Genomic DNA, 13366 nt, shown 5'->3' with positions numbered 1-13366 from the left:
CCTTCAAATTCCTCTATTAGCTTCGTATGCAAAAAGTCTATTAATCTATTATTTGTCATGGTTATGTCATTCCTGCGAAAGCAGGAATCCAGTTTTTTTCGGTGTCATACCGTGGTCAAGCCACGGTATGACAATAATTGCTTCACACTATCAACCCTTTTACTTTACTTAAGAGTTCCATAATTTTTGATATAGCTTACTATTTTTCAGTAATTCTGCGTGGCTACCGTCATCGATTATACTACCTTTTTCAAAAACTAAAATTCTATCCATATTGAGTAAAGTAGATAATCTGTGGGCAATAACTATCACGGTTTTATTTTGCATTAAATAATCCATTGACTCTTGAATTAGGCTTTCCGTTTCGCTATCTAAACTACTTGTTGCTTCATCGAGAATTAAAATAGGAGCATTTTTTAAGATAGCTCTTGCTATAATGATTCTTTGACGCTGACCGCCGGATAAATTATTTCCCCGCTCTCCGCACATAGTATCGTAACCGTCCGGTAAATTATCGATAACATCGTGGATATGTGCAACTTTTGCTGCTTCTATAACCTCTTCAAGAGTAGCTTCTTTTTTTCCGTATCTGATATTTTCCAAAATAGTACGATGAAAAAGTACCGGTTCTTGCGGTATAAGGCTAATAGCTTTTCTAAGAGAGTCTTGAGTTACATTTTTAATATTTTGATTATCTATTAAAATCACCCCTTCTTCTATATCATGTAACCTAGTGAGCAAACTAATAAAAGTGGTTTTCCCTGAACCGGAAAAGCCGACTAGCCCTACTTTTTGTTTACTCGGTATTAATACTGATTTATTATAAAATAGATTGTTATTATGGTGATAATTAAACGTAACATTTCTAAATTCAATAACACCTTCTTTGATATCTAAAGGAGTAGCATTTTCAATATCCGTTATAATATGCGGTGCCATTAGGGATAAACCTTGATTAAATGCTCCGACCTGCTCAAACATATCACCGATTTCTTGCGTTAAATCCCAAATATCGTCTGCTACATTTATACATAATGTTAGCACTAATACGCAATCACCTATGCTTATAGATAATTCGCTATGAAGTTTAGATAAATAATAAATCATTATAAAAATCATTATTGAACAAGAAGTCCCAAGAGCATAACGCAATTTGAACATAAAGAATTGCATAGTTTGCTCATCGGCTACGGCATTTTCTACTCTTGTTTCTAGATGTTGACGTTCAAGTTTATGGGCTGTAAACATTCTCACCGCATTAATATTGCTAATTGCATCTACAATACTGCCGGCAACAAAAGATTGGCTTCTAGCATAATTTAACGAGTATTTATTGATTTTATCTGAGAAAAGAACGCTAAGTCCTAAAAAAACCGTAATCCATAAAATAAATATCGTAGCAAAAACGTAATGTACGGAATATAAAGCAATTAACGCAAATACAATAATGGCAAGTTTATGAAGAATTTTTTCGCCGAATATTGAAATGATCATCTCAAATGATCTTGCGGTTTCGGTAATACGATTGCTAATATGTCCTGCTAGATTATCCTGAAAGAATTTATGGCTATGATATTGGGTATAATTATAAAGTTCATTTAGTATTTTCCCTTTTATTACGGGCATAGTCTTTAGATACAAATAATCATATGAACGATATGCTATATTAATACTCTCCCACCAAAAAGCATAAAATACTGCCCAGTAAATCATGGAAGATAAAGGATTATTAGCGTTCTCATCGCTGAAAGATTCTATTAAATCAATGATTTTCTGAAGTAATATACTATCAATCGCCGGAATCATACCGAGTAAAATACAAATTACAGTTAATAAAGTAATTTTAACTTTATCGAATTTTAAAAAATAAATACCTAAGCTAAATGTTGATTTAGATAAAGTAGGGTATTTTATCACGATAATGTACCTCGATTTTAAAATAATATATTAATTCGCGTGTTATTTTGGAGCATATAATTTAATTATTTTGCAAAAATATACCTAAAAATATTAAATCTATGGAAAAATAATAAACAAGCCTTGCTTCTTACCTTAAATAATGCTACAAAATTCAGAAAATAACTTTAAAATCATTAGAAATGCAAGAAAAAGAATTATCTAATAATTTTTTAGAAGAACAGGAAAAGTCTAAGGAAGACGATTCTCCATTCTTTGATGTAAAATATATTTGTCAAGCAAGTTTATTAATTACGGATTCTATCCGAAAAGGGTATGATGTAACGCAATTGCCCAATGGTGATATTAATGTTACAGAAGTAAGAATAGTAAATGTTCATTATAATTGGAACTCCAAAAAAGGAAAATTTGTTAAAACTAATCAGATAGAATTTAATAATAGCAAAGGTGGATGATTAAATCAAATACTGTATTGATGTTATTGTGTGCTTCAGTTTTTTTGTCATTGCGAGGAAAAATTGAAAATTTTACCAAAGCAATCCAGTAAAAATTTTTGATTTACAGAATTTTTTATTATTTTTCTAGATTTCCACGCTCCTTTTAGTCGCTCGCAATGACGTTGAATCTTAAAACAGCAGCTTAAATATGGAATTTGATCAAGTATTATTATCAAGGATTCAGTTTGCTTTTACCATAAGTTTTCATATAATATTTCCTGCTTTTACTATAGGGCTTGCAAGCTTTTTAGCGGTAATTGAAGGGTTATGGTTAAAAACAAAAAAGCCGGTTTATCAAGAAATATACAAATTTTGGGTGAAGATTTTTGCCGTTACTTTCGGTATGGGAGTAGTTTCGGGCGTTGTAATGTCTTATCAATTTGGGACTAACTGGTCGAATTTTTCAGATAAGGTTGGAAATGTCCTTGGTCCGCTTCTCGGTTTTGAAGTATTTACTGCATTTTTCCTCGAATCTTCTTTTTTAGGTATAATGTTATTCGGCTTTAATAAAGTCAGTAAAAAAGTACATTTTATTTCTACGTTAATAGTTGCCGTTGGTACTGTAATCTCAGCTTTTTGGATACTTGCAGCTAGTAGCTGGATGCATACGCCTGCTGGTTTTGAACTGCGAGGCGAAGGATTCTTTTATCCTTTGAATTGGTTAGAAATTATCTTTAACCCTTCTTTCCCATATCGCTTTTTCCATATGATTACGGCGGCTTATTTAACTACTTCTTTTGTTATCGGTGGTGTAGCTAGCTTTTATTTACTAAATAATCGTTATAAAGAGCATGCTAAAATTATGTTTTTTATGGCGGTGTTAATGGCGTTAATTGTTGCACCTATTCAAATATTTATCGGTGATCTGCATGGTTTAAATACTCTTAAATATCAGCCGGTTAAAGTTTCGGCTATGGAAGGTATTTGGAATACGGAAAAAGGAGCAGCTTTTAATCTTATCGGCTTTCCTGACGGGGAAGAAGAAAAAACAAAATATGCTGTAGAAATACCTTATGCTAATAGTTTAATCTTAACGCATAGTTTAGACGGTGAAGTGAAAGGATTAAAAGAATGGATAAAAGAAGAGCGTCCGCCGGTTGCATTAGTATTCTTTAGCTTCCGTATTATGGTAGGAATCGGTTTCTTAATGGTATTTACAGGTATTGCCGGCTTATATCTTTATTTGAAGAAAAGATTATATACTACGCATTGGTTTCAATATTGGTATATATTAATGTCGCCTTCAGGTTTTATTGCAGTACTTGCCGGCTGGTTCGTAACCGAGGTAGGTAGACAACCTTATATAGTGTATAATATTTTAAAAACCGTAGATACGGTATCACCGGTACTCGGCAAATATGTGTTTATTTCTCTAATTGCTTTTGTAGTAGTGTATGTGATCATTTTCGGAGCGGGTATATATTATATAATGCATTTGATAAAGAAAGGTATAGAAGCGATAGATAATAAAGAAATGTACGGAGAGATCGGTTTGAATAACCCATTATTAGAAAAGTAATAAGCTTATGTTAAATTTTGCACCTTATATAGATTTACCGCTTGTTTGGGGTGGGCTTATAGCTACCGCTATTTGTTTATATGTTTTATTAGACGGTTTTGATTTAGGAGTAGGGATCTTATTTCCGTTTGCACCTACTGATGATTGCCGTCATAAAATGATTAATTCTATTGCTCCTTTTTGGGACGGTAACGAAACTTGGTTAGTACTTGGCGGCGGTGGTTTATTTGCAGCTTTCCCGCTGGCATATTCGCTATTAATGCCGGCTTTATATATTCCTATTATATTAATGTTACTTGGCTTAATATTTCGTGGTGTAGCTTTTGAATTCCGTTTTAAGGCTCATATAGGTCATCGTTATATTTGGGACTACGCTTTTCATTTCGGTTCTATGCTTGCTGTTTTTTGTCAAGGTTTAATGCTTGGTACGTTTGTCCAAGGAATAGAGATAGAAGGACGAGAATTTGCAGGGGGGAGCTTTGATTTTCTTACTCCCTTTTCCGTTATAACGGGGATAGCATTAATATTCGGTTATGCACTCTTGGGTGCTACTTGGCTTATTCTGAAAACAGAAAAGAAAACACAAGATTGGGCTTATAAATCTGCTTTATATATTTTATTTTATGTTGCACTTTTTATGGGACTTGTAAGCTTATGGGTTCCTTTCTTAAATAACCACATAAATCATCGTTGGTTTAGTGTACCTAATATTTACTATTTATCTATTGTACCTATTGTAACTGCTTTAATATTTATCAAGTTAATTAAAGCCGTTAAGCAAAAAAAAGAAGTAAAGCCGTTTATTTATACGATCTTGTTATTTTTATTAGGATATTTAGGGCTTGCGATAAGCATATGGCCATATATCGTTCCTTATAAAGTTACGCTTGAAACTGCAGCAGCAGCACCGGAGTCACAGTCTTTACTGTTGATAGGGGCTGGAATATTCCTACCTGTCATACTTGGCTACACATTCTATTGTTATTATATATTCCGTGGCAAATCATCTCATCATCCGATATATTAAAAAAATAACCTCTTGTCTAAAAGGGTGGCAATGGTTTATTATTCTATGGCTCAGCGGATTATTATCCACATTACTTTTAACTTATGTAGTTAAGTTGGTGTTTAGGATGATAGGGTAGGTTTATTTTTTGTTGTCACCCCGTGGACAAGCCACGGGGTGACAAGGGTGGAATTGATATATGCAACAAGACTGGTTAAGTCATGGAATGACACCGAATACATGCAATGACATTAAAGTATAGGTATATGACAAAAATCTCAGCATTTATTATTACTAAAAATGAAGCGGCAAGGATAGCAATAGCTATAAATAGCGTAAAAAATATTGTCGATGAGGTGATAGTAGTAGATAATGAAAGTACTGATGATACAGTTAGTATAGCTGAAAAATTAGGGGCAAAGGTAGTGATAAAACCTTGGCTTGGTTATGTAGGACAGAAATCTTTTGCCGAAAGCCTTTGCGTAAATGATTGGGTCCTTAATATTGATGCCGATGAGGAGTTATCTAAAGAGTTACAAGATGAAATAGAGTATATTTTTGCATCTAAGAATCAAGATCAATATCTAGCTTATCAAATAAAGCTGTTAATAATGCATCGTAATGACCAAAAGCCAAGAATGTTTGCTCCATTTAATAAATGTACTCGGTTGTATAATAAAAAATTTGCAAGCTTTGCAAATACCGTAAATAATACTACTCATGATTCGGTGATATTTAATAAGGATGTTGATTTTGTAGGTAAAATTTATCTATTAAATGAAGCTGCTTATCATTATTCGGGTACTTCAATTGAGCAGTTGGTAACTAAAGCAAATTTTTATTCTAGCGAGCAAGCAAAAGATTTAATGATGCAAGATAAAAAAGTTTCAAATATCCGCATAGCATTTGAAATGTTATGGTGGTTTTTTAAAGCATTTTTTATCAGACGATATTTTGTATTCGGTTTTGACGGTTTTGTAGATTCAATAATTTTTGCTTTTGCAAGGTTTCTAAGGCTTGCGAAATTAAGAGAGTCGTTATTTAAATCAAAAAACGTCATTGCGAGCGACTATAGGCATTATTGCATGGATACCAAGTCATCATTGCGAGGAGCGACGCGACGCGGCAATCCAGAAAAATAATTAAAAAAATTCTGATTTACAGAATTTTTTACTGGATTGCTTCGTCGAATTACTACGTAATTCTTCTCGTAATGACGGAAAACCGATCCACGTAACAACGTCTCCTCGCAATAACGTTTTAGAAAATAAAAAATAAATTATGAAAGAAAATTTTAACGTTAGTAAATTAAAAAACGGTTTGACAATTTTAACATATAATATGCCTTATGTTAATTCGGTAGCAATAAATTTAATTGCTAAAGTTGGAGCACGTTATGAAAATGCAGAAGAGGAAGGCATATCTCACTTTCTTGAACATATGGCTTTTAAAGGTACGAAAACTAGAACGGCAAAACAGATAGCGGAAGAATTTGACTCTATAGGCGGACATTTTAATGCCTATACCGGTCATGAGAATACGGTATATTATGCACGAGTCTTGTCTGAAAATTGTGATAAAGCACTTAATATACTTACCGATATAATTCAAAATTCTATTTTTGCTGACGAAGAAATAGCTAAGGAATATCAGGTGATAATGCAGGAAATTGCTCATAATCAGGATAATCCGGATGACCTAGTATATGAGAAATTTTATAATAAAGTTTATAGAGAGCAACCATTAGGTAAGTCGATTTTAGGTACTACTAAAACCCTTGCAACTTTTACGAAAGAACATTTTTTAAATTTTATAGGTAAACATTATAATGCCGAAAATCTCTATTTATCAATTGCCGGTAATATTGATCATAATAAAATAGTAATTATAGCGGAACAGTTATTTTCTTCTTTGAAGCAAGGAGTAAAAAGTAGCTTTATTCCGGCAAAATATATAGGCGGAAGCGGCTTTATTAATAAGGAGTTAGAGCAAACTAGTTTAGTGTTAGGGTTTGAAGGTACATCATATATTAATTTAGAAAAGCTTTACCAAACCCATCTACTTTCTATAATATTCGGTGGCGGTATGTCATCGCGTTTATTCCAAACTATTCGTGAGAAATTAGGTTTAGCATATGCAGTAGGTAGTTATAATAGTGCTTATTTTGATAGTGGAGTGTTTACAATTTATGCATCCACTGCACATGACAAGTTAGAATTATTATATAGAGAAATTAAAAACGAAATAATAAAAATGACTGAAAAAGTAAACACAGAAGAGATTATTAGAGCTAAAACACAACTTCGTAGTAATTTACAAATGGCTCAAGAGAAAAATACCTATAAGTCAGAAGAAATAGGTAAAAATTATTCTGTTTTCGGTAAATATATTTCTCCTGAAGAGATTATGGAAATTATCATGAGTATAAAAGCTGATGATATTATTAATACGGCAAATAAAATATTTAGCGGTGCTACTACATCGGCAATTATAGGCCCTCATGATCTTCAGGGATTTTAATGATATGCTTGTGTAGATACCAGAGTCGTCATTGCGAGCAGCCGTAGGCTGCGTGGCAATCTCATGAAATAATAACAAACTCCTGAGATTGCTTCGTCAATTATTTGCGTAATTTCCTCGTAATGACGAGGAAAATGAATTTTGAGACAAATAAATGAAAAAAAAATTATATGAAGGTTCAAGTAAAATTTTATATTCCGCCGAAGAAGATTTTTTACTTATAATGGCTTTTTCCGATAAGGCTATTTTAGAAACCGGCGAAACTGTTGATATATCAGGTAAAGGAGTGCTTAATAATAATATTTCTTCCTTTCTAATGGATAAACTGGAAATGATTGGCATTGAAAATCATTTTATCGAAAAAATAAATATGAGGGAGCAATTAATTCAATATGTCGAAGTTTTCCCAATACAAGTAATAATATCATCGGTAGCGTGCGGTAGATTTGTAAAAGAATTCGGAATGGATGAAGGGTATGTATTTGATAAACCGATCATTGATTTTAAGGTCCGAAGTCGTGAATTTAAATATCCGATAGTTAATGAGTATCAAATATTAAATTTTGGCTGGTTAACTAGGGATGAAATTAAAGCGGTAAAAGAGCAAGCTTTGCGTATATATGCTTTTCTAAGCGGCTTATTTATCGGTGTCGGGATTCGGCTTGTTGAGTGTAAATTAGAATTTGGGCGTGTGTTTAACGGTGAAGAATCTATCATTATGTTAACTGATGAAATTAGTCCGGATAATTGTAGATTATGGCATATTAACAGTAATGAAAAATTAGGATTTGAATTGCTTGAAAAAGAACCAAATAAGGTTTTTGAATCATATCAGCTAATAGCTGATCGTTTAAAAGAAAAATAAATATATTTTTAAAGCGATATATGCTATTTTGGACTTGAAAAGCGCTCCGATGTCATACCGGTTTTGTTGCATGATTCGGTTTCATCGTCATTGCGAGAAGACATTTATGTCGACGAAGCAATCTCAGCAAATAAACAAAAGATTGCCACGCAGTCTACGCCTGCTCGCAATGACGATTTGGTATCTACGCAGGAATAACATTTTTGATTTTTAATAATTTTTTACAGTAGAAAAGATGAAAATACGCTTTATTATAATAAGCTTTTTAGCTTTAATATTAGTAGGGTGGGGATACGCTGCCTATAAATTTGAACATCAAAGTAAAGAGAATATTATCTCTATTTTTGATAAATATGAAGAATATATAACTTATGATGCAATAAAAGTTAATAAATATGGATTTAGTGTTACTTTAAATAAAGTAATGTTAAAACCTATAGATTTTTATTTTGATGAAATAGTTATTAGGCATATACCGTTTTTGAATATTACAAAAATTGATTCTTACGGAAATAATGTAAAAATTACTACCGCTCAAGATGAAAAAAATATTTTTTACTCACCTGATCATCATACAACAATTTGGTTTAGAAAATCTTTGTTTAATAGAGAGCCTGATTATTGGAAATTAAGCTTGAGTGACAATAAATCAACTCTTTATAATTCTCTAGATGCAGAAAAATTAGCAGAGAGTGATATTAGTGATTCTGTAATTACTAATACTAAAACATCGGATAATCTTAATTTATTGACTGTGGATGGAAAAAGCACCGTTTCTTTCACTTCTGAAAACTATAGTAAAAATTTATCTGATAAAGTTTTTAAATTTTTAAGAGATAAAATAGGAGAGGAAGCTAATTTTAACTCATTTGAATATGATATAGCACAGTTGGATGCGTTAAATGTACCAATTACTTATAATAGCCAATTAAAGCTTAAATATAGTGATGAGTTATTAGCTCTTGGAAAATTATTGATTCAAAACTTTTCTCTAGATCAAAAGCAAGATGAGAATATGCATGCTGTTATTTTTATGCAGATATTAGGAGAATTAGTAAAAGGTAAGCCGTTTTTATTTGCTTGTGATTTTGAAAGAAAAGGAAAAATAGGAAGTAATTTATACAAATTAAATATAGAAAAAGATAAAATTTTTGATTTTGCTTTAAATATTAAATCTACTATAGAACCTTCTGAAACATACCAAAAAACGGCAGTTGAAGCTTTAGGACGTTACTTTAGTAATGGTTTAAACAAAAGAGCTGAGTTAGATAAAATTTTTAAACTAACTAGCCCTATTACTCAAGAAGACGGGGAAAAAGTAATGGGTGTTTTTGCAAAAATAAATAATTCCGAATTTAATTTAAAAGGTGAGTTTGATCCCGAAGAAAAAAAATTATTCGGTAAAACTAATCTTGTAATGGATGATTTTAATTTTGCTATTGATATTGATGTGCCTAATTTAGAGAATCCTATGAATCTAGAAAGCGTAATAAAATTATCGGATCCGAGTGCGGTTATAAATAATTTTGTGAATTATATTAATAATGCTATTATACCGGTGCTTAATAAAATAGAAGATTCTAAGGAATTTGCTTTAAATCTAGGAAAACAATCTTCAGTAATAAAGCAATACGGCTTTAGGGCAATAGAAGCTTTTAGTAAAAATTCTGAATTGAAAGACGGTGAATCTTTAGTAGTTGACGTGAAAGGTAAAGATGCCGGACTAACCTTTAACGATAAAGCTATTGATCAGATCTTTAGTGATGCAAGAGTATTAGAATTTATGAATGCCATGGCTATGATAGATCAAGAAAGAAAAGTTGAAAATAAAAAATAATCTTAAGAATTATATTGATATGCTCAAACATATAGTATTATTTAAATTTGCAATAACTGCTTCAGAAAGGCAAATAGAGTAGGCTTTAGCAAAGTTAGGAAATTTAAAAAATACTACTATTCCACAAATTAAATCTTTTAGTTTTGGCAGAAATTGTAGCCCTGAAAATTTAAATAAGGGTTTTAGCTATGCTTTTGTTATGGAGTTTTTAAGTGAGGAAGATAGAGAAGGTTATTTAAAACACCATGATCATATTAGATGTAGCTTCTGACGATATTATGCCTTTAACTGAGGATGGGATAAATTCGGTGATAGTATTAGATTATAAATTTTAAGATAAAGAAATAAGTTATAAAATAATGATTAATATTTCCTTTCCCGATGGGAGTATAAAACAATTTAAAAAAAACATGACCGCCTATGAAGTAGCAAATGCGATTTCAATGTCACTTGCAAAACAAGCAATGGTTGCTGAAATAAACGGTGAGCTTAAAGATTTAAGTACCGTAATTGAAAATGATTGCAAACTTCGTATTTTAACCGTAAAAGATCCTGAATGTCTTGAGATAATAAGGCACGATGCTGCTCATTTAACTGCTGAAGCCGTAAAGGAACTATTCCCTGAAACTCAAGTAACAATAGGTCCTGCAATTGAAAACGGTTATTATTACGATTTTGCTCGTGATAAACCTTTTACCACTGATGATTTAGCTGTTATAGAAGCTAAAATGCAAGAACTTTCAAAAAAGAACGAGACAGTAACAAGAGAGCTATGGGATAGGGATAAAGCCGTAGAGTTTTTTAAATCGATAGGAGAGCATTATAAAGCCGAAATTATTGCTTCAATTCCGGCAGGTGAACCAATTACTTTATACAGGCAAGGTGATTTTATTGATTTATGTCTAGGTCCGCATGCCCCCTCTACAGGGTTTGTTAAACATTTTAAGTTGATGAAAGTTGCAGGAGCTTATTGGCGAGGTGATAGTTGTAATGAGATGTTGCAGCGTATATACGGTACGGCGTGGGCTACGAAAGAGCAACTAGATAATTATCTTTTTATGCTTGAAGAAGCCGAAAAGCGTGATCATAGAAAGCTTGGGCGAGAGCTTGATTTATTCCACTTCCAAGAAGAAGCTCAAGGAATGGTATTCTGGCATGATAAGGGCTGGAGTATATATAATATTATCGAGCAATATATTAGGAAAAAGATTCGTAAAAACGGTTATATTGAAGTTAAGACTCCTGTTTTGGTGGATAAAAGCCTTTGGGAGGCTTCAGGACACTGGGAAAAATTTCGTGATGATATGTTCGCGTTAGAAACAGATGACAAGACATTAGCTTTAAAGCCGATGAATTGCCCTTGCCACGTGCAGATTTTCAAACAAGGTATCAAGAGCTATCGTGATTTACCGCTTCGTATGTCGGAGTTTGGTTTGTGTCACCGTAATGAGGCGTCCGGTGCATTGCACGGTTTAATGAGAGTGCGTAGCTTAGTGCAAGATGATGCACATATATTTTGTGCCGAGGAACAAATTACCGATGAAACGGTTAGTTTCTGTAAGATACTGACGGAAGTTTATAAAGATTTCGGCTTTACCGATATAAAGGTAAAATTTTCTGATCGTCCTGAAATCAGAGCAGGAAGTGATGAAGTTTGGGATAAGGCTGAGAATGCTTTAAAAGAAGCAGTAGAAAAAGCAGGGTTTACTTATACGCTAAACCCAGGTGAGGGTGCATTTTACGGTCCAAAGCTTGAGTTTGTTTTAACCGATGCGATAGGACGGCAGTGGCAATGCGGTACGCTTCAGATGGATTTTGTATTGCCGGAGCGACTCGATGCTAGCTATATCGCAGCAAGCGGTGAGAAAAAAAGACCTGTAATGCTGCATAGAGCAATCCTTGGTTCGCTTGAGCGTTTTATCGGTATATTGATCGAAGAATATGCGGGACGTTTCCCGCTTTGGATTGCTCCTATACAGGTCGCTGTGGCGACCATTACCAGTGATTTAAACGATTATGCTTTAGAAGTACAAAAAGCTTTAATTGATAATGGCGTAAGAACGGATATTAATATCTCACCTGATAAAATTAACTATAAGATTCGTGAGTTTTCTAATCAAAAAATACCGATGATTGCCGTAATCGGTAAGCAGGAAAAAGAAAATAAACAAGTAACGATAAGAAGACTCGGAACTACCGAGCAGGAAGTATTATCGATTGAGCAGTTAATAGCTCTAGTTAAGGAAGAGAATAGTAGGTATCTATAATATCTCGTATAGCTTTTTTGATGTCATTTCTAACTAAAGCGGCATTGTTGTATAAATCATAAGGCATGTTCGGTGTTGTCATACTGTGGCTTGACCACGGTATGACACCGGAAAGAGCTAAATTTCTGCCTATGTAGGAATGCATACCACAAAAGTTCTCTAAATTTGTCTAATATTTCTCAACTTATGAAAATCAAAACTCATCCTGTTTCTTTTTTATGGTCGGTTATAAAGCCGTATAAATTGCTATCTTGTTATGGTGATTGCACCGTTTGCGAGCGCTTTTCATCCTATTCTATATTTTGCTTGATTTGTTTACCCAAAACGAAAAGATTACATTCGCACAAGGTTATAAACCAATAATATGGTTTGTAATGGCACAAGCAATACTTGATGTAGAGCTTGGCGTGCTCACAATTTTGCACAGCTTAAAGCCATGCCTTATATCTTTCAAGATATGATGAATAAAATATGTAATCACTGTTTTAATTTGCCGTATACTTATTTTCAAAATAGGTTCTATAGTCGGAAGAGTACGGGGCATAGGTTATTATAAAAGCTTATTACCAAAACTTTATTATTAATGGTAATTTGTTCAGGAATCCACCTTGTTATGAGAGATTTGTTCAGCTTATTCCTTCATTATTTCTGCCATTGATTGTGATGTTACATTACTTAAGTGGGAAAAGAACGGGAATTTATTATGCAGATTCCACACATTTTGCAGTATGTAAAAATATCAGAATTAATTCTAACAGAACTTTTAATAATCTTGCAAAAATGGGACGTAGTTCTGTCGATTGGTTTTTTGGATTCAAGCTTCATATGATAATCAATGATAAGGGAGAAATTATTGCTGTTAAAATTACCAAAGGTAATGTTGATGACAGAATTGCATTTGAAGCAATGGTTATCAAAAAGGTCTAAAAGGTAAGTGT

The 13366-nt window shown here is 32.9% G+C and carries 12 protein-coding genes; 10 read left to right on the top strand and 2 right to left on the bottom strand.

Features of this window, described 5'->3' with window-relative positions:
• Positions 1-168: 168 nt before the first annotated feature.
• Entirely contained in the window at positions 169-1917 is a 1749-nt protein-coding gene (locus RMONA_RS00230) for an ABC transporter ATP-binding protein (protein WP_023507112.1), read from the bottom strand.
• 182 nt (positions 1918-2099) lie between these two features.
• Here RMONA_RS00230 and RMONA_RS00225 point away from each other — a divergent pair, with 182 nt between their 5' ends.
• From RMONA_RS00225 to thrS, 9 genes are all read left to right on the top strand, one after another.
• On the top strand, positions 2100-2372 hold the full coding sequence (locus RMONA_RS00225) for a DUF2671 domain-containing protein (protein WP_023507111.1): 273 nt from the start codon (positions 2100-2102) through the stop codon (positions 2370-2372).
• Positions 2373-2562: 190 nt separating this feature from the next.
• Complete coding sequence (locus tag RMONA_RS00220; protein ID WP_023507110.1) at positions 2563-3933, top strand: cytochrome ubiquinol oxidase subunit I; 1371 nt, start codon at positions 2563-2565, stop codon at positions 3931-3933.
• A gap of 7 nt (positions 3934-3940) precedes the next feature.
• A complete protein-coding gene (cydB, locus tag RMONA_RS00215; protein WP_023507109.1) occupies positions 3941-4960 on the top strand; it encodes a cytochrome d ubiquinol oxidase subunit II in 1020 nt (339 codons plus the stop codon).
• A gap of 245 nt (positions 4961-5205) precedes the next feature.
• Positions 5206-6081, top strand: a complete 876-nt coding sequence (locus tag RMONA_RS00210) for a glycosyltransferase family 2 protein (RefSeq protein ID WP_023507108.1) — start codon at positions 5206-5208, stop codon at positions 6079-6081.
• Between the two features lie 139 nt (positions 6082-6220).
• On the top strand, positions 6221-7459 hold the full coding sequence (locus RMONA_RS00205; protein WP_023507107.1) for a M16 family metallopeptidase: 1239 nt from the start codon (positions 6221-6223) through the stop codon (positions 7457-7459).
• 154 nt (positions 7460-7613) lie between these two features.
• Positions 7614-8324 (top strand): phosphoribosylaminoimidazolesuccinocarboxamide synthase, encoded by a 711-nt coding sequence (locus RMONA_RS00200; protein WP_023507106.1) that lies wholly within the window; start codon positions 7614-7616, stop codon positions 8322-8324.
• Positions 8325-8559: 235 nt separating this feature from the next.
• Complete coding sequence (locus RMONA_RS00195; protein ID WP_023507105.1) at positions 8560-10161, top strand: hypothetical protein; 1602 nt, start codon at positions 8560-8562, stop codon at positions 10159-10161.
• Positions 10162-10279: 118 nt separating this feature from the next.
• Positions 10280-10432, top strand: a complete 153-nt coding sequence (locus tag RMONA_RS11335) for a Dabb family protein (RefSeq protein WP_096001052.1) — start codon at positions 10280-10282, stop codon at positions 10430-10432.
• Positions 10433-10520: 88 nt separating this feature from the next.
• Positions 10521-12428, top strand: a complete 1908-nt coding sequence (gene thrS, locus RMONA_RS00190) for a threonine--tRNA ligase (protein ID WP_023507104.1) — start codon at positions 10521-10523, stop codon at positions 12426-12428.
• Here the strand turns inward: thrS and RMONA_RS08970 are convergent.
• On the bottom strand, positions 12400-12573 hold the full coding sequence (locus RMONA_RS08970; protein ID WP_008580348.1) for a hypothetical protein: 174 nt from the start codon (positions 12571-12573) through the stop codon (positions 12400-12402). The two genes, thrS and RMONA_RS08970, sit on opposite strands and share 29 nt — an antisense overlap.
• 518 nt (positions 12574-13091) lie before the next feature.
• Between RMONA_RS08970 and RMONA_RS10695 the strand changes: the two genes are divergently transcribed.
• Positions 13092-13355 carry a transposase gene (locus tag RMONA_RS10695; protein ID WP_023507103.1) on the top strand — a complete coding sequence of 88 codons (264 nt, stop codon included), beginning with the start codon at positions 13092-13094 and terminating at the stop codon, positions 13353-13355.
• Positions 13356-13366 lie beyond the last annotated feature (11 nt).

The organism is Rickettsia monacensis (assembly GCF_000499665.2).
GTDB lineage: Bacteria > Pseudomonadota > Alphaproteobacteria > Rickettsiales > Rickettsiaceae > Rickettsia > Rickettsia tamurae.
The sequence above is the reverse complement of the archived record's forward strand: the minus strand, read 5'-3'. Positions and strand labels throughout refer to the sequence as shown.